This window comes from Yersinia sp. 22-579 (assembly GCF_030433455.1).
In the GTDB taxonomy this organism is placed as follows: Bacteria; Pseudomonadota; Gammaproteobacteria; order Enterobacterales; family Enterobacteriaceae; genus Yersinia; species Yersinia enterocolitica.
In genome coordinates this window covers 19,916-40,315 of the sequence record NZ_JAUJTZ010000021.1, presented here as the reverse complement: position 1 = coordinate 40,315, position 20,400 = coordinate 19,916, and the positions used below count along the sequence as shown (strand labels likewise).

Below are 20,400 nucleotides of genomic sequence, written 5' to 3'. Positions count from 1 at the left end.
TTCCCTTATTTATTACGGTAAGGTCGCTCAATAGTAGTTAAAAAGAGGGGAAATAAATGTATTTACGGCCAGATGAAGTGGCTAGGGTCTTGGAGAATGCCGGTTTTGAGCGGGATTATACTGTTGATCAGGCTTACGGTTATCGGAAAGCGGAGCATTACGTTTATGTCAACCGGGAAGCTCGCATGGGCAGGACAGCATTGGTTATCCACCCGGCGCAAAAAGATAAAAGTTTGTTGTTTGCCACACCGACAGCAACACTTCGCATCAGTGACAAGTATCTGGAGTTTCCGCTTTATCTCGCGGGAGAAACAGAAGATCGCTACGGTATCGCCCACGGATTTAGCTCAAGAGAAATGTTATTGCGCTACCTAAACAGCATGTTCCCGTAAAGTTTTCCCGCCTTTGCCGCCATTAATTTCGTCGCGCCGTAATGCCTTTATCAATGCAATACGGCGTCAGCTTCCTGATTAAATTGCAGATTATAATTGCGGCGAAATTGCGCTAATTCGAAAGCATCCAAATCCAGTTCAGCAAAATAGAACAAAGCCGCTTCAGTATGTTCAGCAGTTAGTATGGGGGAAATATGCGAACGAATGAGCGTATTTCGCCATTGCATCACATTTTCATCGGAAGGATCTTTGATAAAGGTTTGGTAGATAAAAACCAGATAAGCTGCCTTTCTGACATCTTCAGCATAGCCATTGCTGGTGGAGCGAATAAACATTTGTGTTTGACGCTGCCCCATCTCTTGCAGCATGGATTCAATATAAATCGGTTTTATCTTCAGTAAATTAGCTAGTGTATCTACGGCCTTGCGGGTATCTGAAGTCAGTACACGATAACCCACAATAAAAACCACGATCAAAACAGCAATAATTATCCACGTCATGTAGTGTTTCTTTGCGCCATAAAAGGTGAAATTGACAACGTAAAATTATCAGGCTGCTCAGCCGCCGCTATCGATAAATTAACGAAGTGTTTACTGATTATCGCCACTAAAATTATCGCTGTTTTTCTGCTGATTATTCAGATGATGATTAAACGCGGCGGCATCTTTCGCCAATGCATCAAGGTGTGCACCTAGCATTTTGATCTGTCTGACCAGTGAATGTTGTTCAGGCAAGGTATTAGCTGTGTTGAGCTTTCTCAGCAGCATATCATTTTTAGCCCGCAATGCAGCTTCTCGTGCTTTTGACTGTTCCAGTTCATGTTGCAGCGCGTTGTAACTGGCCTGCCATGTCTGATGTTGCTTCTCAAAAGTTGACTGCAATTCGCTCATTGCATTAAGAAACTTTACTTCAATCTCACGCATTGTCATTGCTTTTCCTTTATGACGGCTTCCGATTTTCAGTGGCAGTATAGCGAAATCTGAGCATAACCTCATCCGCTAGAATGTGTCATTTATTGCCGATGTAAGCCATATCAATGTTAGTTTTATCATAATTCGTTTTCATCATTCATTAATGTGCGAAATAAATAAGCCTTGCTATTAATATCTCAGCATGCGTTAATAGCTTCATCGGTTTGTAGTACAGACCTATTTATGTAAGCCATTTAAGTAAAGTAGTTCCTAGTTAAAGCGATATTTTTAGACATCACTTCTCCGACGAATTTCCTTCTTTAGTGCCCCCATAAGTAACTCTTGATAAGCAGACCTCAATTGCCATCTATTGGCACAAAATAATGAAGGAAATACCCTATGTCTAATAAAATGACTGGTTTAGTTAAATGGTTTGATGCTGGTAAAGGTTTTGGTTTTATTTCTCCTGCAGACGGCAGCAAAGATGTATTCGTACATTTCTCTGCAATCCAGGGTAATGATTACAAAACTCTTGATGAAGGCCAGAACGTTGAGTTCAGCATCGAGCAAGGCCAGAAAGGCCCTTCAGCTGTAAACGTAGTCGCACTGTAATTTATACAGTCATAAGAAAACCTCGCTATATAGCGGGGTTTTTTACTTTCTACGGTTTATATAATTTTATTCTTATAAGATAGTGACGCTAATTATATTTAAACTGTCGTCGATATACCGCAGGCGTAATACCCACTATTTGGCGAAATGCATTTCTAAAACCTTCAATCGTCTGAAATCCACAATACTCCGCAATGCCAGCAATATTAATCTGATCCCTTTCCAGTAACGCTTTCGCTTTGTGCATTCTCTCGTGTTGTAGCCATATTTTAGGTGTTTGACCGGTAGTAGCGCAAAAATGTCGCAAAAAGGTTCTTTCACTAAGCGCCAATTCGGCAGCCATTTGGCTGATGGTCCAATTTTGGCCTAACTGCCCACGGACTCGCTCCATCAGTTTTGCCATATCCCGATGGGATGCTTTAGCGACCGGTGTAGGAATAAATTGCTGTTGCCCACCACGGCGTTGTGGAGCCATGACTAATCGCCGTGCTACCTGATTGGCGACTTGAGCACCAAAATCACGGGTTATCAGGTGCAAGCAGGCATCTATTCCGGCACTGCTACCTGCTGAGGTGATAATTTGCCCTTCATCGACATACAGCACATTCGCATCGACATGAATATCGGGATAGCGTTGCGCCAAATAGTCGGTATAGCGCCAATGAGTGGTGGCGCTTTTGCCGTGCAATAATCCCGCCGCTGCCAGCACAAAAACACCGGAACAGATAGATAGAATACGCGCGCCGCGTGCAGCTGCTCGTTGCAAAGCCTCGGTAAGTGCTGTTGGAGGGAGAGCGTCAGGACTGCGCCAGCCGGGGATAACAATAGTTTTAGCTTGTTCCAGTAAAGCCAACCCGGCATCCACGTGAATGTGTAGGCCACCATTGGCCGCAGAAATGTGTTTATCCACACCAACCACTTGATGCTGATACCAAGGGAAATCAAATTCTGGGCGAGCCAGACCGAATATTTCCTGTGCAATACCAAACTCAAACAAGCACAGACCATCATAAGCCAAGGTAGCGACCAGACCTGGCTCTTGTTTCACACTCCCGGTGGCTGAATGATTCATTGGCGTATCTCAGTGGTTTATTGTCATTTCTGCCACTGTAATCGGCTAGCACCATTTCATAAAGTGATGCTTCGGATTATTTAATGGAGAAATCATATGAGTAGTTTAGTTAGTCAGATTCCAGCCGCATCTCCAGGGCGGGCATTGCAGCACTTTTCTCAGCGTTTGGCATTTGAAACGGATTGTTCAGATGTTTACTCCAGTCAGCAACAGGGGACTGTGGACTTTGTTTTGGTGGATGTACGTAGTGAGGCTGCATTTGCATCGGCTCATGTGCCAGGAGCTATCAATATTCCCCATCGATTAATGACGGCAACTTTGCATTCTCATTATCCAATGGACACGCTATTTGTGATTTATTGTGCCGGGCCGCACTGTAATGGTGTTCATCGTGCCGCAATCAATCTATGTCAGCTTGGCTACGCGGTTAAAGAGATGCTAGGAGGGGTGACAGGATGGCGTGATGAGGGGCTACCTTTGGTGGGTTCCACGAATGAAAATGCAGATGTGGTTAGTTGTGGTTGTTCTATTTGAGTTTGGCTTTGTATCCCTCGTATCATTGTTATTACCGCTATTATTCTTGGCACTTATAACGAGTTAGCTGGTAGAGTAATAGCGGTTTTATCCATTGCAGGAATTCTGTATGCGTTCTGTTTATCTGTGGGTGGTCGTGGTCGCCATTGCTGTCACCGCGTTCGTATCGCAGCTCAGTTTCTTCTTTATCGAACCGCAGGCGGCAGTTAGCGAGGGCAAAGTTTTGGTGCTCAAACGAACGCCTAAAATGGGTTTTATTGATAGCCCACGGGGTTATTGCCAGCGCGAATATCCAACTGAAGATTCCACTCGCTGTGAATCGAGGGTTCTTCCCCCGCTATTGGAGAGTACTCATGCTATTTATGAACTGCCATTTAGTGATTATTTTTACGAAATGACGTATCAAACTCCCTAGTGAGCTTTCCGGCAAAGGCCTTGATTCTGACGGATTGGCAGTTGATTAAGATTTTTAATATAAGTCACAGTTAAATAGTTTCACTATTTTAATATTTATAACATAAAGGAGTGGGTTGTGAATTGGACGGAGGTCTTGATATCTGCTGGTGTTGCTGCAGTTTTAGGTCTTATCACCACAGGATTACGTAACAGAAATAAACTGGGCAAGTTAGGCGCTATTTTATGGGTTATTATCCCCATTATTGTTGGGAATATTATTTATTATCATTATATTAATCCTAATGGGCTTCGAAGCACTGATAGAGCGCAGATAGAGCGTTCATTTGAAGGGTATCCTGTCTTCCAAACACTGAAACAGCAAGAGCCAGACCTTTATAATCAGTTGATTGACAACTTCCTAAAATCAAAGAAAGAAGGACATTCTGAGCAACAACTGATTGATGAGATGAAGCAGACTGTCTCAGGCCTAATCGTACAACGAATCCGACATGCACCCGATAAAGACGTTATCGATTATATGAATATTATCCTGGAAGAGTTGCGTTATTATCAGGCCAATAATCGCAGCGAACATCTTTGTTTCAAGGCATTATTTCCACAAGTGAGTGGGGGCGTTAATGCCACAAAAGCTCTACCTAAAGAGTTGCAATTACGTGATTTGGACTCGATTAACCGTCTGTTTAAAGCCTCCTCTGGTGGGATTATAAAACCGAAAAATCAAGAGCATGAGAACAAGCTTAGTATTATTGTGGTGAGAATGCAGCAACAGTATGGAGATGATTTGCAGATGTTCTCAAACCCTGCCAGCCCTGATGTCGATCGTGAAAAGATCTGCGATATGTCTATTGATATGTACAGCCAAATATTGAAACTTCCCCCTGATGATGCAGGCGCTATTTTACGTTCAATGTTGGGTGGTGAATAAAAAACAGTCAATTTAAGATTGGTTATTAAAGACATTTCTATACTCAGGAATGTCTACCTAATCACTCTCTTCTCCCTTCTGTTATGGTAAGTTTCAAGCAGTGGATACTCATCCTCGATTGGGGTTTACCTTATTATTGGCCATTCTTTCTGATTATTTTAAATAAACAATAATATCTAAAGGGATTAAGATATCATTTATCTGCTTGATTAAGCCTACTTAACTAGTAAGCAGCCTAACTAATAGGTTATATCTCTTGGTGAACTCTGACTAATAGGTGATTCTGTTGTTAATCCGCCCTTTAAAGATTATTTCTATCATTTTAATCTCTCTATTTTTTTTAACTTTTATAGATGTAGATCAATTTTATTTATAAGGCATTTTATTTCTACCTTGGTTTTTTTTGATTTGCCTCATCTAAACCTGATATTTGTCACATAAATGCTTTAAATATCTAATAAGTGAGTGGAAAATTAGTCATTAATGCTAAATAAGATGCACATTACCCATATTAATGTTTAGTGCTACGCTTAATTACTTGTTGAATCTTTGTCTGACAGGCAATGCCTTATATTCGCTAGCTAATTTATCAAAGGATGATTCATGTCTAAACGTCTATGGCTCCGAAATACCTTGCTGACAGCCGCTCTATTAAGTGCTTTTTCTGTTCCAGTCAGTGCTGCAACGCCAACTCACACACTACAACTGGCTATTGGTGACGAGCCAACCGAAGGTTTTGATCCCATGCTCGGTTGGAGTCATGGCAGTTATCTTCTGCTGCACAGCCCGTTACTCAAACAAAATGAAGATCTCAGTTGGAATGGTTTTTTACTTAGCGATTATAAAACCAGTGATGACGGCAAAACCTGGACTCTGACACTCAAACCAGACCTCAAATTTTCCGACGGCTCGCCTCTGACCGCCAAAGATGTGGCGTTTACCTACAACAATGCGGCTGCCAGTGGCGGCAAGGTTGATATGGGTAACTTCGTCAGTGCAGAAGTCATTGACCCTCTTAATGTTCGCATTCAATTGAAAGCGCCACAAAGCACCTTTGTGAACGTATTGGGTTCACTGGGGATTGTTTCAGCGGATAAATATGATGCTAAAACCTATGCGCAAAAACCTATTGGTGCCGGCCCATACCGCTTAGTGAGCTTCCAGCCGGGTCAACAAATGATTGTCGAAGCAAACCCTTATTATGCGGGCAACAAAAATGATTTCGACAAGCTGATTTTTGTGTTTCTTGATGAGGACAGCGCTTTTGCTGCCGCGCAAAGTGGGCAGTTAGGCATAGTTCGTATTCCTCCATCAATGGCAGTTGGCCCGGTTAATAACATGAAATTATGGGTCAGACCGAGCGTGGAAAACCGAGGCATTGTGTTCCCGACCGCGCCAGCGGGTAAAAAGGATGCACAAGGTTACCCAATTGGTAATGATGTCACCGCCGATGTCGCGATTCGTCGCGCGATTAACTACGCCATTGACCGCCAACTGCTGGCTGACCAAATCATGGAAGGCCATGCCATCCCTGCCTATAGCGGCGTGCAGGGGTTGCCATGGAATAATCCGGACTCAGCCATCAAAGATGGTGATATTGAAACAGCCAAACAGATACTGGAACAGGCTGGCTGGAAGTTGAACAGCGCGGGTATCAGAGAGAAAAATGGTGTTCCGGCTAAAATCACACTTTGGTATGCCAGCGGTGATACCACTCGCCGCGACTTAGCGCAGGCGGTACGTTCCATGCTCAAACCTATCGGTATTGAGGTTGATTTGAAATCCGGTAGCTGGGAAACGGTAGAACGGAATATGCACGCCAACCCGACCTTGTTTGGTTGGGGCAGCCTTGACCCGATGGAGTTGTATCACCACTACAGCAGCAAAGCTGCGGGGGTGGAATATTATAATCCGGGCTACTACCAGAACCCGGTGGTTGATAAACATCTGCAACAAGCGCTGGATGCCAAAACTTGGGAGCAAGCCGTGCCATTTTGGCAACAAGTGGATTGGGACGGCACCACCGGTACCGGTATTCGGGGCGATGCGGCATGGGCATGGTTACTGAATATTCAGCATACATATCTGGCCAATAATTGTGTCGATTTAGGCAAAGGTGCGCCGGAAATCCACGGCTCTTGGTCACTGCTTAATAGCCTCGATAGCTGGAAATGGACCTGTCAGTAATGAAGGGGATTTCGCTATTTACCCTGCGTTTAGCTTGCCTGCTGCTGGTCACGGCAGTAGGCACCTTTACGCTACTGAGTTTCTCTCCCGTTGACCCAATACGCGCCTATATCGGCAGTGATTTACTGCATGTGCCACCGGAGCAGTATCCACTGATTGCAGCACGTTGGGGACTGGATTTACCTTTGTGGCAGCGGTTCCTACATTGGTTTACCCAAGTATTACAAGGGGATTTCGGTTATTCGATGTTATATAACGCGCCGGTTTCACACGTTATCGGAGAGCGTTTTGCTACCTCGTTCGCGTTACTATTTTCGGCATGGTTATTCTCCGGCATTGTCGGGTTATTACTCGGGTTGACGGCGGGGCGCTATCTTAACCGCTGGCCGGATCGTGTTATCTCAAGTCTGTCCTATTTATTAGCCTCATTGCCGACTTTCTGGATTGGCCTATTACTGCTGTCATTATTTGCAGTGAAACTGAACTGGGCGCCGATTTGCTGTGCGTGGACTCCAGGGAGTAATGCAGAAACAGCCAGTTGGAGTGACAAGCTGCATCATCTTATTTTGCCAATGTTGGCGCTAGGATTACTGGGGGTCGGTAATATTGCGCTGCATACCCGTGCCAGGGTGGCTGAAGTGATGAACAGTGAGTTTATTCGCTATGCACAAGCGCAGGGGGATAAAGGGTGGCCATTGGTCAATTTCCATATTTTGCGCCATGCCATTACCCCCGCGCTGTGCCTGCAATTTGCCTCGGTGGGCGAATTGTTGGGTGGATCTTTATTAGCGGAGAAAGTTTTTGCTTACCCTGGGTTGGGGCAGGCGACCATTGATGCCGGGTTACACGGCGATATTCCGTTATTGATGGGGATTGTGATGTTTTGCGCCATCTTGGTCTTTTGTGGTAACAGCATCGCCAATGCCCTGTTACACCGCTTGAATAGAGGGGCCGCACGGCAATTATGACTTATAACCCAAACCGAGCTTTATTCCGGCTTTTTGTTTCCTTAGCACTATTAGCTACATTGGTCGTTTACGGATGGGCAATATACCCCATTGAAATTCCAATGGATTTAATGGCTCGCCGCCAACCGCCGTCACCCGCTTATTGGTTTGGCACCGACAGTTTAGGGCGTGACCTGTGGTTGCGCTGTTTTCAGGGAATGACTACCAGCCTGCAAATTGGTTTGATTGCTGCCTTTGCCAGTGGCCTGTTGGCGATGCTCACCGCCAGCTTATGTTCAATAAATAAAACACTGGATTATCTGATTCGTGGATTGATTGACAGTATGCTGGCTTTACCGCATTTACTCTTATTGGTACTGATCTGTTTCACTTTGGGAGGAGGGAAGCACGGCGTTATTTTGGCGGTGGCATTAACTCACTGGCCAAAACTTGCCTTGATTTTGCGCGCCGAGATTTTACGTATTCGTGAAACTGATTATGTGATGCTCTCACATCGATTAGGTAATAGTAATTTTTACCGTTGGCGTCATCATCTGCTACCGTTATTACTACCACAATGGATTGTTGGCACGTTGCTGATGTTCCCCCATGCGGTGTTACATAGTGCGGCACTGAGTTTTTTAGGGTTTGGGTTGTCTCCTCATGAGCCGTCATTGGGGATTTTATTGGCCGATGCACTTCGTTATCTGAGCAGTGGAGCATGGTGGCTGGCATTCTTCCCTGGCCTGATTTTGGTCGGGTTGGTACTGATATTTGACCAGTTTGCCCGAGCACTGCAACAACTGTGGGTGAGGATAGCCTGATGCTGAGATTTTCAAGGTTTGCCATTGATGTTGCCCATTATCGCTGGCTAGGTCGGAAAAGCTGGCACCCTTTGCTGAATAATATTTCTTTGGAAGTAAACCCAGGGGAATTGGTCGCGTTGGTCGGGGGGAGTGGTGAAGGGAAGAGCCTGTTACTGCAAAGTGTATTGGGCTTGTTACCAGAAAACATGCGTTGCCGTGGTGAGATTATTCTGGATGGTGAAGTTCTGTGCGCCCAAGATAAAATTGAACGGCGCGGCAAGACCTTATGTTATGTCCCGCAAGGGGTTAGCGCCCTGAATCCTCTGATAAAAGTGGGGTCACAGATGACCCGAGCCGCCCAACTCAGCGGGGTAAAATTGCGGCTGGAAGATGTCGCGCTGCAACTGCAAACCTACAATCTCGCACCGGGGTTGGTTCATGACTTCCCTCGACAACTCTCTGGCGGCATGGCAAAACGGGTGCTGACCAGTTGTGCAACCCTAACTAATGCTCGTTATATTCTGGCGGATGAAGTGACTTCATGGCTCGATGATGAGCATGCTTGCCAGCTACTGACCCATTTACGCGCTTTTTGTCAGCAAGGGCGCGGCATTTTATGGGTCACTCATGACTTAGCTCTGGCGGCGCGCTTTGCCGATAAGATTGCGGTATTACATCAAGGCGAACTACACGAAACGCTAAGCGCTGAAGAGCTGAAAAATAACGGCGGCAGCCCGTGGTTACAGTCACTTTGGGCGGCTTTGCCGGAGCAACAGTTTGTCAGCCAGAAAATGTCACCGGCGGAGGTGGCTGAGTATGTTTAGTGTCGATAATCTGACCATTGATCAAGGGGGAAAACGGCTATGGGATTCGGTCTCATTTTCGTTGAAACAGGGAGAGAGATTGGGAATTTCCGCACCCAGTGGGTTTGGCAAAACCACCTTGGGGCGAGTATTAGCACAATGGCAGTCGGCAACATCTGGGCAAATTCTAATAGGCGGCGCACCACTGGCTAAAAAAGGTTATTGTCCGGTTCAATTAGTGCCACAACATCCTGAACAAAGTTTCAATCCTTACCGGACAACCGGCGAGAGTTTGCACGATGCCTGGCGACCCGATGCACAATGGCTTGAACGAATGGCAGTAAACCCGGTTTGGCTAAAACGCCGACCTGATGAATTATCTGGTGGGGAACTCGCGCGAATTGCTCTGCTGCGCGCCCTGGACCCACGGACCCGCTATTTAATTGCCGACGAAGTCACCGCACAACTTGATGCTCATATTCAGGCTCAAATTTGGCAAGTGTTATTGGAAGAAGCAGCTCGTCGGCCGTTAGGCCTAATTGTTTTCAGTCATAATAAATCTTTATTGGAAAAGGTGTGCTCACGTATATGGATACCTGAGCGAGAAAGTGAAAAACCTCTTTATCCACGGCCAGTGGTTAAGCCTCATCTTGGTTTGGCGATGATAAAAACAGGGTGAATTCAATGATGATTAATTAGAGGTAAATAAAATCTTAACAATAAAATAATAATGTGACGTGATAATAGAACTCTGGGCGAGTAGTTTTTAACTAGTATCATATTATAAATGTATTGATGGAGATTATATTACTTTTAAATAGATAAAAATAGATATTCACCACGTGATGGAATAACCGTTAACACAGCGGGTAGAGAACTTTTCACCGGCAGATGATTGGCTGGTAAATATATCCCTTGGTTAATTTAAACTCATTTTTTGACGTAGTGATGTATTTTTATACACTATTACATAAAGTGAGTGCTCTTGTAATTTGTACTGATTTGTTTTTATTTTATGGTTTTTTTCTGCATAAATTTTCAATGCGAATACGTTATTTACTTTATTTGCGGCAAATATAAACTCTCTTGAAATTAACCATAACTTATTGATTTCACTTTATATTTTACATTTCATGTATTGTTGCATATAGCAATTTTTATTAAATCTGCAATTAATGATGAATTTTTCAGGTTTTGGTCTATATTGATCATAGACGATTTTTATAGCAATCGGTGGATTTAACGGTATCTCTATTACAAAAAAACCTACTGAAGTTAGGTGTTAAATAAAGGGATTCAATAGCTATGGCATTAGCTATAGAACGCAAACGATTAATTAGCTCTTCACTATATTTTTTACTGTGGATAATTGCAGTAATGCTTTTCTATTTTAGTAAAAAAATATTAATAAACACTAATTCACGGTTGCTTGAGATAACTAAAAGCGGTAAAAAATACCTATCCGGAAAAATCATCATACAAATAAACCTAACGGGATAATGCCCTATAGCCTGTCGCGGTCATTTGCGATGGGAAGGGACAGTGGCCGTCGTTTTTAGTCTGTTTCGCGATATTAAAGGTTACAGAATAAATATCTGGCAGCAGATTGATAGTAATAAAAATGTAAAGTCAGAATTCAAACGAAGAATCTCACAGGATATACAGGAGGATACGCTTCAATTCTGAAATATTCTCATTTAACAGGCGTCAAAAACCTACTTTTATCAGCAATAACAAGGGATAACCTTTATAGGCAAGGCAAGTTATAAGGCTAGTAGGTTGTTTTTCTCACTTTCACTTTCTTAACCAGATACAGGAGGGCTTATGCAGCTCACCCCAAGAGAAGTTGAAAAGCTCATGATCTACACGCTGTCTGATGTGGCGTTCAAACGCAAAGCGCGTGGCTTGAAACTCAATTATCCGGAAGCCGTTTCTATTATCACAGTGACTGCAATGGAAGGGGCCAGAGATGGCAAATCCGTAGAGGATGTGATGAAAGAAGCCAGTAAAGTTCTCACAAAAGATGATGTGATGGACGGGGTGGCTGATCTGATTCCGAATGTTCAGGTCGAAGCAATTTTTACCGACGGTAGCCGTTTGGTCACAGTGCACGACCCTATCAAATGAGTGACGGCAACATGCGAGTAAAAACCTGAACTGAATTTTGCAGAGGATCAAAGCATGAGCGCAAAGAAAAGCACTAAAGATAATGCAGAACAAAATACCCCATTGGGTGGTTGCATTTTAGCCGATACACCGATCACCTTTAATGAAAACAAGCCCGTTACCAAAGTAAAAGTTCGCAATACCGGTGACCGGCCAATTCAGGTGGGCTCACATTTCCACTTCTTTGAAGCTAACCGGGCACTGGAGTTTGACCGTGCTGCGGCTTACGGAAAAAGGCTGAATATCTCTTCAACAACCGCCATCCGTTTTGAACCCGGTGATGAAACCGAAGTTCCGCTGATTCCTTTTGGTGGTAAGCAAACACTATATGGCTTTAACAACCTGGTGGATGGTTGGACCGGTGAAGGCGTCGTTCCCAATAGCGAACGTCCGGATAAGCTAGAGGCTATTCGTCGTGCGGCTGAACGTGGTTTCAAATCGTCTAAATGACACCTTACCTAACTAAAAATCATCGAAATTCGCATACGTGTAATTAGCTATAACCAATAGATTTCAAGTTTCAGGAAGGCGGCAAACGAGAGAGTTCCGATGAGCTTACACAGGTAAGTGATTCGGGTGAGCGAGTGTAGCTAACACACCTGCAACTTGAAAGATGAAGGTTACGCGTACCGGAAAAAGAAAGGAGCGACAGATGCCTCAAATTTCTCGGCAAGAATACGCGGGTCTATTTGGCCCAACGACTGGCGATAAAATCCGTTTGGGTGACACCAATCTGTTTATCGAAATCGAAAAAGACCTGCGTGGATATGGTGAAGAGTCGGTTTACGGTGGGGGCAAGTCATTGCGTGACGGGATGGGCGCGAATAACCATCTGACCCGCGATAACGGTGTACTGGATTTAGTCATAACCAACGTCACTATCGTTGATGCTCGTTTAGGGGTTATCAAAGCCGACGTCGGTATCCGTGATGGTAAAATTGCCGGTATCGGTAAAAGTGGTAACCCAGGGGTGATGGATGGCGTGACTCCCGGCATGGTCGTGGGCGTAAGCACCGACGCTATTTCCGGTGAGCATTTGATTCTGACCGCCGCCGGTATTGATAGCCACATTCACTTAATCTCCCCACAACAGGCTTATCATGCGCTATCTAATGGCGTGGCAACCTTCTTTGGTGGTGGGATTGGCCCAACCGACGGTACTAATGGGACTACAGTGACACCTGGCCCTTGGAATATTCGTCAGATGTTGCGCTCAGTTGAAGGGCTGCCAGTCAACGTGGGTATTCTGGGTAAAGGTAACTCTTATGGCCGTGGCCCGCTGTTGGAACAGGCGATTGCCGGTGTTGTCGGCTATAAAGTTCACGAAGACTGGGGCGCGACAGCTAATGCCCTGCGTCATTCATTACGGATGGCGGATGAAATGGATATTCAGGTTTCCGTGCATACCGACAGTTTGAACGAATGTGGTTATGTAGAAGACACCATTGATGCCTTCGAAGGCCGCACCATCCATACCTTCCACACCGAGGGTGCGGGCGGGGGCCATGCGCCGGACATCATCCGTGTTGCCAGCCAGCCTAACGTACTACCAAGTTCGACTAACCCAACCCTGCCATACGGGGTTAACAGCCAGGCCGAACTGTTCGACATGATCATGGTGTGTCATAACCTCAACCCGAATGTGCCTGCTGACGTCTCCTTTGCCGAAAGCCGTGTGCGCCCGGAAACCATCGCGGCAGAAAACGTTCTGCACGATATGGGGGTTATCTCCATGTTCTCCAGTGACTCACAAGCCATGGGGCGTGTTGGGGAAAACTGGCTGCGTGTGATGCAAACGGCTAACGCAATGAAAGCATCACGCGGCAAATTGCCAGAAGATGCGCCGGGTAACGATAACTTCCGCGTCCTGCGCTATGTGGCAAAAATCACCATAAACCCAGCGATTGCACAAGGTGTCAGCCATGTCATCGGTTCAGTTGAAGTGGGCAAAATGGCCGATCTGGTGTTGTGGGATCCACGCTTCTTTGGTGCGAAACCTAAGATGGTTATCAAAGGCGGCATGATCAACTGGGCGGCAATGGGGGATCCGAATGCCTCATTACCAACTCCACAACCGGTGTTCTATCGTCCAATGTTTGGCGCCATGGGTAAAACCATGCAAGACACCTGCGTCACCTTCGTTTCTCAGGCTGCGCTGGATGACGGTGTGAAAGAGAAAGCCGGGCTGGATCGCCAGGTTATTGCGGTTAAAAACTGCCGTACCATTTCTAAACATGACCTGGTGCGTAATGACCAAACACCAAACATTGAAGTGGACCCTGAAACCTTTGCGGTGAAAGTGAATGGCGTACATGCCACCTGTGAGCCTATTGATACAGCGTCGATGAACCAACGCTACTTCTTTGGTTAATAAGAGCTTTGGTTAATAAGGGCTTTGGTTAATAAGAGCTTTGGTTGATAAAGGCTTTGGTTAACGGATAAATCTGGACTCAAATCCAGTTTATTAAGCATTCAGTTTGCTCATGGTAAGTGTCATCTGGTTGTTGGATGGGGCGACCAACGATGGCCGGGATGTGTGGCACAGAAACGGATTTCATTACTGTGGGCAACTGGCTTTTGCCAAAAATACAGGCAAGGAGTCAATACATGATTTTGATAGAGCACATTCTTGGCAATGTGAAAAAAGATCCGGTTTGGCAAGAGAAACTCAAAGACGCCACTTTTGATCTCTTGGTTTTGGATCAACGGGAAGCGCAAAAAAGCCGTTGCCGTAAACTCAGTACGCAGGGGTTAGATCTGGGTATTTCGCTCGACCGACACGTCGTTCTGGCTGATGGAGATGTGCTGGCGTGGGATGAAAAAACCAATGTCGCGGTGGTGGTACAAATCAATTTGCGCGATGTCATGGTTATCGATCTGAGTGAACTGAAAAGCCGTTCTCCGGATGAACTGATTAAAACCTGCTTTGAGCTGGGGCACGCACTGGGTAACCAGCACTGGAAAGCAGTGACGAAAAATAACGAGGTCTATGTGCCTCTGACGGTTGCCACCACCATGATGGATTCCGTGATGAGAACCCACGGCTTCCAGCATTTACCTTTCCGTTTTGTTAAAGGGGCGGAAATTCTACCGTTACTCAGTAATTCTGAAGCGCGCCTGCTATTTGGCGGGGCTGAAGATACCGATACTCATGTGCATGTCGCCAGCCCTTTGGATGAACCTCATGGCTCCGGCTTACATGTTCACGCGATTCATTCCCACGGCGATGGGCATACACATAGCCATGACCACGACCACAGTCATAGCCACGGCGACCACGACCATAAACACTGATTCTGGCAGGGAGGCACCGCAATGAATGCATCAGATCTGATTCGTATCATGCAATTTGGTGATTCCGTACTGCCGGTCGGGGCCTTCACGTTTTCCAATGGCGTGGAGTCCGCCATTCAAACTGGCGTGGTACGCGACGTGCCGACGTTAAAAGGCTTCGTGTTAACCGCCTTAAAACAAGCGGCTAGTTGTGATGGCATGGGGGTAGTTGCTGCCCATCGGGCTGTAGTAGCCGATGATCGTGACGGTATTATCCGTGCTGATTGGGCGGTGAATAACCGCAAACTCAATGAAGAAAGCCGCCTGATGGCAACCCGAATGGGGAAAAAACTGGCGGAGATGTCAATCCATGTGGTGGAGCATCCGCTGATCAGCTGGTGGCTGGAACAGATAAAAAATGGCAATACCGCAGGGACTTACCCGGTTACTCAGGCGGTGGTGATGGCCGCACAGGGGATTGGGCAGCGCGAAGTGGTGGTGATGCACCAATATGGCGTGGCGATGACGATATTAAGTGCGGCGATGCGTTTGATGCGCGTTACCCATTTCGACACTCAGCATATCTTGTTTGAATTAAACCACGACATCGAGAAGTTCTGCGATATTGCCGAAATTGGCGATATTGACCAGATGTCTTCTTATGTCCCTATTGTGGATGTTTTGGCGGCGGTGCATGTGAAAGCGCACGTTCGCCTGTTTAGTAACTGATCGACTACTTAACTGATTGATAAAAATGACTTCTGAGTGCTGGGTGAGTGGGCTCGCTGAGGACAGCCTATTCGCCAACTACTTGGCCAATATCAGATAAAACTAAGAGGATTACCCCGTGAATAGCCATTCAACCGATAAACGCAAAAAGATCACCCGCATTGGTATTGGTGGCCCGGTGGGTTCAGGTAAAACCGCCATTATCGAAGTGATCACCCCTATTCTGATCAAACGGGGTATTAAGCCGCTGATCATTACCAATGACATCGTCACCACCGAGGATGCTAAACAGGTGAAACGTACCCTGAAAGGCATTCTGGATGAAGAGAAGATCCTCGGGGTCGAAACCGGTGCTTGCCCGCATACTGCGGTGCGTGAAGACCCAAGTATGAATATTGCTGCGGTGGAAGAGATGGAAGAGCGCTTCCCTGACAGCGACCTCATCATGATTGAAAGCGGTGGCGACAACCTGACACTGACCTTTAGCCCGGCCTTGGCCGACTTCTATATCTATGTCATCGATGTGGCGGAAGGGGAAAAAATCCCGCGTAAAAATGGCCCAGGTTTGGTTCAGGCGGACATTCTTGTCATCAACAAAATTGACCTCGCCCCTTATGTCGGTGCCAGCCTGGATGTGATGGAAAGTGACACCAAAGTGGTTCGTGGCGAGCGCCCTTATATTCTGACCAACTGCAAAACCGGGCAGGGCATTGAAGAGTTGGTGGATATGATTATGCGCGACTTCTTGTTTACCCATGTGCAGCCACAAGGAGAACATGCATGACATCGCAGAGCCAGAATATCGTGGAAACTCCTTCACGGGTTCGCGCTCACGCATTAGGTCTCAACGCGCCGGAACTCGCGGAATACCAAGATGAACCGGCGCAAATGCGTAGCGGGGCGGTAGGGAAAAGCGGCTATCTTAAACTGAGATTTGCCAAACGTGAACATCGCAGTATTTTGGCCGAAATGGAAAGACGGGTGCCCTCAATGGTGCAAAAAGCGCTGTACTGGGATGAAGAAATGCCCGAACTGCCGTGTGTCACCATGATCTCGACGTCAGGATGCATTTTACAAGGTGACCGTCTGGCCACTGACGTGATTGTGGAGGCGGGGGCTTGCGCCCATGTCACTACGCAATCGGCGACCAAAGTTCATATGATGAATGCCAACTACGCGTCGCAGATACAGAATTTTACGGTGGAAGAGGGAGGGTATCTTGAATTTATGCCAGACCCACTTATTCCACATCGTAATTCGCGTTTTATTACTGATACCACCATTAATATTCATCCTACGGCGACGGCGATTTATTCGGAAGTGCTGATGTCTGGGCGTAAATATCACCATGCGGACGAACGCTTTGGTTTTGATGTTTATTCCTCCCGAGTGGCTGCGCACGTTTTTTTGGGTAAAGAACAGCCAGCAGGTAAAGAGCTGTTTGTTGAGAAATATGTGTTGGAACCGAAGTCAGAAAGTCTTGATGCCATTGGGGTAATGCAATCATTTGATGCGTTCGGCAATGTGATCTTGTTAACCCCCAAAGAGCATCATGATCGCATTCTGGCGCGGGTACCGGCCCACTTTGATATTAAAGGCGGTATTGCCAGTGGGGCAACGCGCTTACCAAATGATTGCGGGCTGGTGTTTAAAGCACTGGGAATCGATAGTGCCGGTGTGAAAAATGAAATTCGACAGTTTTGGAAAATAGCTCGTGAGGAAATTCTCGGTGTGACATTGCCGGAAAAATTCTTGTGGCGCTAGGGTGTTGCTCAAAGTTATTGGCGTTGCAGCAAAACATCGCTGCAACAATAAATAGGTGCAAAGACGAGAGAGTGCAGCTAATACAGCTGTGGCTTCAAGTTAGAAGGGTAAAATAATGAACGCGAAAACGGGCAATCAATCCGGCTGGGCACAACTTAGTGCTTCGAATGTTTTCATTGAATTTATCGATACAACGCTGCGCGGCTGTGCTCAAGTCATGTTCCAGAATAACCCTCTGACTGGGTTATTCTTTTTTATCGCAATATTTGTCGGAGCCTATGGCGAAGGGAATCCGGCAGTGGCTTACGGTTGTGTGCTGGGAACAGTAGTGGCAACACTCACCGGGCTAACGATGCGCGACCGTAAATCATGGCGCTCAGGGTTATACGGCTATAACGGGTGTTTGGTGGGGGCGGCATTACCGACATTTTTGGTTGCCACACCGATAGTCTGGGCGTGTATTGTTTTAGGTAGCATCGTGTCGGTCATTGTTATGGTTTGTATCGCCGATATTTTAAAAACCTGGAAAGTTGCGGCATTAACTGCACCTTTTGTTCTCACAACCTGGATGATCTTGCTGGCTAGTTACGCCTTTGCCGGTTTACATAGCAGTGGATTACCTACTCCGGCTCTACCTCATCCGTTGGTTTTAGATAGTGGAGCAACTGCGGGGGGTAATCTTTTCGTCAGCATGTTCAATGGTGTTTCTCAGGTATTTTTATTCAGTAGTTTGATTGGCGGCATTCTTTTTATCATCGGTCTGGCGGTTGAATCGCTCTGGGCCGCCGTATTTGCCGTAGGTGGTTCACTATTGGCGCTTTTCACCGCTATATTCCTTGGGGCAAACCCGAGCAGTATTGATGCCGGACTTTATGCATTCAGTGCGGTATTGACGGCGATCGCTTTAGGTTCGACATTTAACAAGCCCAGTTGGCGCGTTTTGGCTTATACCATCGTCGGTGTTATTTTTACGGTCATCGTGCAGGGCGCTTTGAATATTCTATTGTCCCCTATCGGTATTCCAACCTTGACGATGCCATTTGTTCTCGCTTCATGGTTATTCCTGGTTCCTAATAAAGATGTGATGCCAGCACATAGACAATAGCGATTTTATTCTGGAGTATGAATATGACGACTGGAATAGAGAAACGTAGTGCATTTGGCAACCAGCAAACTAAGCGTCGCGCCATTTACTTATTGATTGGCTTACTGGTGATTAATGGGCTGGCATGGGTTTGGGCTTTTACCGAATTTAATGATAATGCAGTGTTAATGGGGATGGCATTTCTGGCTTATAGTTTTGGTTTGCGTCATGCCGTAGATGCTGATCATATTGCCGCTATTGATAATGTAACTCGTAAATTGATGCAACAGGGGAAGACCCCGATTGCGGTTGGGACATTCTTCTCCCTTGGTCATTCGACTATTGTCATATTAGCGTCACTGGCTATCGCAGCAACCGCCATGGCATTTAAGAATAATATGGCGTGGTTCCACGAAACCGGCGGTTTGATTGGTACGTTGGTTTCGTCACTGTTTTTATTGTTGTTTGGTTTTCTTAATTTAACCATTCTGATTTCAGTATATAAAAAGTTTAAACAGGTTAAAGCAGGGCATGTCTATAAAGACGAAGAACTTGATCTATTGGTGACCAATAATGGCGGTTTCCTGGCCAGAATATTCAAACGTGTGTTTAACATGGTGAATAAAAGCTGGCATATGTACCCTGTTGGTTTTTTATTCGGTTTAGGTTTTGATACTGCTACCGAAATTGGGGTGTTAGGGATCTCAGCGGCTAGTGCAACTCACGGCATGAATTTGTGGTCAATTATGGTTTTCCCTATTTTATTTGCTTCCGGGATGGCTTTGATCGACTCACTCGATAACTTTGTCATGATTGGTGCTTATGGTTGGGCCTTTTCAAAACCGGTACGGAAATTGTATTACAACATTACTATCACTGCGGCTTCAGTTATCATTGCATTCTTTATTGGTGGAATTGAAGCATTAGGGTTAATTGCGGATAAACTTAATTTGACTGGCGGTATTTGGACACCAATAAATAATATCAGTGAAAACTTAGGTGAGATAGGTTACTGGATTATTGGTATGTTTATACTATGTTGGATAATTTCTGCGGTTAATTATTATGTTCGTGGTTATGATAAATTGAGTATTACCCGTTAGTTATTATTCAATAAAATAAAAAGGCGCTTATTAAGCGCCTTTTTCATAAGGTAGACATTTACACGTTACATATGTTTTTTAGCAAAGCCTAAAATATCCTGTTTAATTTCAGAGAGTTTGCTTTCAGGTGCTTTCTTGCAGACTTCGACTACTTTCGGTGTCACGATAGTGTCAGTCTCGTGCAAGTCAACATAATCACCTTTCTTATATTGAGTATCATCATTTAATACCCAATAAACAACCGGAGTAAATGACTTCGGATTCAGATCCAGGAACTCTTTGCAGGTCATATCACTCGGGGTAGTCGCCGTTGCGCTAGTAGTTGCTGCAAAGCTTGTTGCGGCAGCGGAAAGTAATAAACCAGTCAATGCAATATTACGAAGTGATTTGTAGGACATGCTTATTTCCTTATTTATCTGTTAAATATGATGAAATATTTAAGACACTTAAATTAAGGGTGATAGATATCACTCAAGTCTACGAACGCTGGCATTTCCGATATGCCAGTGAACCTATATATTATTAACCAAAATGATATTAATGCAACTATAGGATTATTATTTTATTCATTATTGAGTATGGATAACTTTACAAAATGTAAAATGGCCAGAGTGATGTTGTCCTTATAGTAATAACCGAATTATCATTTGATTTTAGTCAAAAATAATCATATTT

At 45.3% G+C, this 20,400-nt stretch carries 23 protein-coding genes; 19 read left to right on the top strand and 4 right to left on the bottom strand.

What is annotated here, in order from left to right:
- Positions 1-56: 56 nt before the first annotated feature.
- Positions 57-392, top strand: a complete 336-nt coding sequence (locus QSV56_RS20105; RefSeq protein ID WP_005173008.1) for a DUF2002 family protein — start codon at positions 57-59, stop codon at positions 390-392.
- Between the two features lie 50 nt (positions 393-442).
- On the opposite strand, the gene QSV56_RS20100 is transcribed toward QSV56_RS20105, so the two are convergent.
- Both QSV56_RS20100 and QSV56_RS20095 read right to left on the bottom strand, forming a co-directional pair.
- The gene (locus QSV56_RS20100) at positions 443-892 is read right to left on the bottom strand and encodes a DUF1198 domain-containing protein (protein WP_019082121.1); all 450 of its coding nucleotides are present in this window, start codon (positions 890-892) and stop codon (positions 443-445) included.
- A 90-nt stretch (positions 893-982) separates the two neighbouring features.
- Positions 983-1,321, bottom strand: a complete 339-nt coding sequence (locus QSV56_RS20095) for an MbeD/MobD family mobilization/exclusion protein (RefSeq protein ID WP_005164311.1) — start codon at positions 1,319-1,321, stop codon at positions 983-985.
- A gap of 381 nt (positions 1,322-1,702) precedes the next feature.
- On the opposite strand from QSV56_RS20095, the gene cspA reads away from it, so the two are divergent.
- Positions 1,703-1,915 carry an RNA chaperone/antiterminator CspA gene (gene cspA / locus QSV56_RS20090; protein ID WP_002212220.1) on the top strand — a complete coding sequence of 71 codons (213 nt, stop codon included), beginning with the start codon at positions 1,703-1,705 and terminating at the stop codon, positions 1,913-1,915.
- A gap of 88 nt (positions 1,916-2,003) precedes the next feature.
- Here cspA and ftrA read toward each other — a convergent pair whose 3' ends face one another.
- Entirely contained in the window at positions 2,004-2,987 is a 984-nt protein-coding gene (gene ftrA, locus QSV56_RS20085; protein ID WP_301213493.1) for a transcriptional regulator FtrA, read from the bottom strand.
- 96 nt (positions 2,988-3,083) lie between these two features.
- Here ftrA and QSV56_RS20080 point away from each other — a divergent pair, with 96 nt between their 5' ends.
- The 17 genes from QSV56_RS20080 to QSV56_RS20000 all read left to right on the top strand — a co-directional run bounded on the left by QSV56_RS20080 (position 3,084) and on the right by QSV56_RS20000 (position 19,725).
- Positions 3,084-3,521, top strand: a complete 438-nt coding sequence (locus QSV56_RS20080; RefSeq protein ID WP_046050380.1) for a rhodanese-like domain-containing protein — start codon at positions 3,084-3,086, stop codon at positions 3,519-3,521.
- A 109-nt stretch (positions 3,522-3,630) separates the two neighbouring features.
- A complete protein-coding gene (locus QSV56_RS20075; RefSeq protein ID WP_019082124.1) occupies positions 3,631-3,936 on the top strand; it encodes a hypothetical protein in 306 nt (101 codons plus the stop codon).
- A 117-nt stretch (positions 3,937-4,053) separates the two neighbouring features.
- Positions 4,054-4,863, top strand: coding sequence for a DNA gyrase (locus tag QSV56_RS20070; protein WP_301213489.1), 810 nt, complete (start codon positions 4,054-4,056; stop codon positions 4,861-4,863).
- A 603-nt stretch (positions 4,864-5,466) separates the two neighbouring features.
- A complete protein-coding gene (locus QSV56_RS20065; protein ID WP_019082126.1) occupies positions 5,467-7,050 on the top strand; it encodes an ABC transporter substrate-binding protein in 1,584 nt (527 codons plus the stop codon).
- Positions 7,050-8,018, top strand: coding sequence for an ABC transporter permease (locus QSV56_RS20060; RefSeq protein ID WP_019082127.1), 969 nt, complete (start codon positions 7,050-7,052; stop codon positions 8,016-8,018). Before QSV56_RS20065 ends, QSV56_RS20060 begins: the two co-directional genes overlap by 1 nt.
- Positions 8,015-8,821, top strand: a complete 807-nt coding sequence (locus QSV56_RS20055) for an ABC transporter permease (protein WP_019082128.1) — start codon at positions 8,015-8,017, stop codon at positions 8,819-8,821. Before QSV56_RS20060 ends, QSV56_RS20055 begins: the two co-directional genes overlap by 4 nt.
- Positions 8,821-9,627: an ATP-binding cassette domain-containing protein gene (locus tag QSV56_RS20050; protein WP_005172992.1), complete on the top strand. Its 807-nt coding sequence runs from the start codon at positions 8,821-8,823 to the stop codon at positions 9,625-9,627. The genes QSV56_RS20055 and QSV56_RS20050 overlap by 1 nt, the downstream gene beginning before the upstream one ends.
- Entirely contained in the window at positions 9,620-10,285 is a 666-nt protein-coding gene (locus QSV56_RS20045; protein WP_019082129.1) for an ABC transporter ATP-binding protein, read from the top strand. The genes QSV56_RS20050 and QSV56_RS20045 overlap by 8 nt, the downstream gene beginning before the upstream one ends.
- Before the next feature lie 1,145 nt (positions 10,286-11,430).
- Positions 11,431-11,733, top strand: a complete 303-nt coding sequence (locus QSV56_RS20040) for an urease subunit gamma (RefSeq protein ID WP_002215288.1) — start codon at positions 11,431-11,433, stop codon at positions 11,731-11,733.
- Positions 11,734-11,787: 54 nt separating this feature from the next.
- Positions 11,788-12,222 (top strand): urease subunit beta, encoded by a 435-nt coding sequence (locus tag QSV56_RS20035; protein WP_019082131.1) that lies wholly within the window; start codon positions 11,788-11,790, stop codon positions 12,220-12,222.
- A 202-nt stretch (positions 12,223-12,424) separates the two neighbouring features.
- Positions 12,425-14,143: an urease subunit alpha gene (locus tag QSV56_RS20030; RefSeq protein WP_019082132.1), complete on the top strand. Its 1,719-nt coding sequence runs from the start codon at positions 12,425-12,427 to the stop codon at positions 14,141-14,143.
- 236 nt (positions 14,144-14,379) lie between these two features.
- The gene (gene ureE, locus QSV56_RS20025; protein ID WP_046694650.1) at positions 14,380-15,066 is read left to right on the top strand and encodes an urease accessory protein UreE; all 687 of its coding nucleotides are present in this window, start codon (positions 14,380-14,382) and stop codon (positions 15,064-15,066) included.
- 21 nt (positions 15,067-15,087) lie between these two features.
- Positions 15,088-15,774, top strand: a complete 687-nt coding sequence (locus QSV56_RS20020; protein WP_005164256.1) for an urease accessory protein UreF — start codon at positions 15,088-15,090, stop codon at positions 15,772-15,774.
- A 118-nt stretch (positions 15,775-15,892) separates the two neighbouring features.
- Positions 15,893-16,558 carry an urease accessory protein UreG gene (gene ureG, locus QSV56_RS20015; RefSeq protein ID WP_004390399.1) on the top strand — a complete coding sequence of 222 codons (666 nt, stop codon included), beginning with the start codon at positions 15,893-15,895 and terminating at the stop codon, positions 16,556-16,558.
- Positions 16,555-17,538 (top strand): urease accessory protein UreD, encoded by a 984-nt coding sequence (locus QSV56_RS20010; RefSeq protein WP_019083837.1) that lies wholly within the window; start codon positions 16,555-16,557, stop codon positions 17,536-17,538. Before ureG ends, QSV56_RS20010 begins: the two co-directional genes overlap by 4 nt.
- 115 nt (positions 17,539-17,653) lie before the next feature.
- Complete coding sequence (gene yut / locus QSV56_RS20005) at positions 17,654-18,643, top strand: urea transporter (RefSeq protein ID WP_019082135.1); 990 nt, start codon at positions 17,654-17,656, stop codon at positions 18,641-18,643.
- A 23-nt stretch (positions 18,644-18,666) separates the two neighbouring features.
- A complete protein-coding gene (locus QSV56_RS20000; RefSeq protein ID WP_019082136.1) occupies positions 18,667-19,725 on the top strand; it encodes a HoxN/HupN/NixA family nickel/cobalt transporter in 1,059 nt (352 codons plus the stop codon).
- Positions 19,726-19,790: 65 nt separating this feature from the next.
- Here the strand turns inward: QSV56_RS20000 and hdeB are convergent, their stop codons facing one another.
- Positions 19,791-20,123 (bottom strand): acid-activated periplasmic chaperone HdeB, encoded by a 333-nt coding sequence (gene hdeB, locus QSV56_RS19995; RefSeq protein WP_005164238.1) that lies wholly within the window; start codon positions 20,121-20,123, stop codon positions 19,791-19,793.
- Positions 20,124-20,400 lie beyond the last annotated feature (277 nt).

Coding starts and splice junctions, on each gene's coding strand:
- QSV56_RS20080 (WP_046050380.1), top strand. CDS start 3,084: ATGAGTAGTTTAGTTAGTCAGATTCCAGCCGCATCTCCAGGGCGGGCA.
- QSV56_RS20075 (WP_019082124.1), top strand. CDS start 3,631: ATGCGTTCTGTTTATCTGTGGGTGGTCGTGGTCGCCATTGCTGTCACC.
- ftrA (WP_301213493.1), bottom strand. CDS start 2,987: ATGAATCATTCAGCCACCGGGAGTGTGAAACAAGAGCCAGGTCTGGTC.
- QSV56_RS20030 (WP_019082132.1), top strand. CDS start 12,425: ATGCCTCAAATTTCTCGGCAAGAATACGCGGGTCTATTTGGCCCAACG.
- QSV56_RS20000 (WP_019082136.1), top strand. CDS start 18,667: ATGACGACTGGAATAGAGAAACGTAGTGCATTTGGCAACCAGCAAACT.
- QSV56_RS20040 (WP_002215288.1), top strand. CDS start 11,431: ATGCAGCTCACCCCAAGAGAAGTTGAAAAGCTCATGATCTACACGCTG.
- QSV56_RS20050 (WP_005172992.1), top strand. CDS start 8,821: ATGCTGAGATTTTCAAGGTTTGCCATTGATGTTGCCCATTATCGCTGG.
- QSV56_RS20020 (WP_005164256.1), top strand. CDS start 15,088: ATGAATGCATCAGATCTGATTCGTATCATGCAATTTGGTGATTCCGTA.
- hdeB (WP_005164238.1), bottom strand. CDS start 20,123: ATGTCCTACAAATCACTTCGTAATATTGCATTGACTGGTTTATTACTT.
- ureE (WP_046694650.1), top strand. CDS start 14,380: ATGATTTTGATAGAGCACATTCTTGGCAATGTGAAAAAAGATCCGGTT.
- QSV56_RS20065 (WP_019082126.1), top strand. CDS start 5,467: ATGTCTAAACGTCTATGGCTCCGAAATACCTTGCTGACAGCCGCTCTA.
- yut (WP_019082135.1), top strand. CDS start 17,654: ATGAACGCGAAAACGGGCAATCAATCCGGCTGGGCACAACTTAGTGCT.
- QSV56_RS20055 (WP_019082128.1), top strand. CDS start 8,015: ATGACTTATAACCCAAACCGAGCTTTATTCCGGCTTTTTGTTTCCTTA.
- cspA (WP_002212220.1), top strand. CDS start 1,703: ATGTCTAATAAAATGACTGGTTTAGTTAAATGGTTTGATGCTGGTAAA.
- QSV56_RS20010 (WP_019083837.1), top strand. CDS start 16,555: ATGACATCGCAGAGCCAGAATATCGTGGAAACTCCTTCACGGGTTCGC.
- QSV56_RS20105 (WP_005173008.1), top strand. CDS start 57: ATGTATTTACGGCCAGATGAAGTGGCTAGGGTCTTGGAGAATGCCGGT.
- QSV56_RS20095 (WP_005164311.1), bottom strand. CDS start 1,321: ATGACAATGCGTGAGATTGAAGTAAAGTTTCTTAATGCAATGAGCGAA.
- QSV56_RS20035 (WP_019082131.1), top strand. CDS start 11,788: ATGAGCGCAAAGAAAAGCACTAAAGATAATGCAGAACAAAATACCCCA.
- QSV56_RS20045 (WP_019082129.1), top strand. CDS start 9,620: ATGTTTAGTGTCGATAATCTGACCATTGATCAAGGGGGAAAACGGCTA.
- QSV56_RS20060 (WP_019082127.1), top strand. CDS start 7,050: ATGAAGGGGATTTCGCTATTTACCCTGCGTTTAGCTTGCCTGCTGCTG.
- QSV56_RS20100 (WP_019082121.1), bottom strand. CDS start 892: ATGACGTGGATAATTATTGCTGTTTTGATCGTGGTTTTTATTGTGGGT.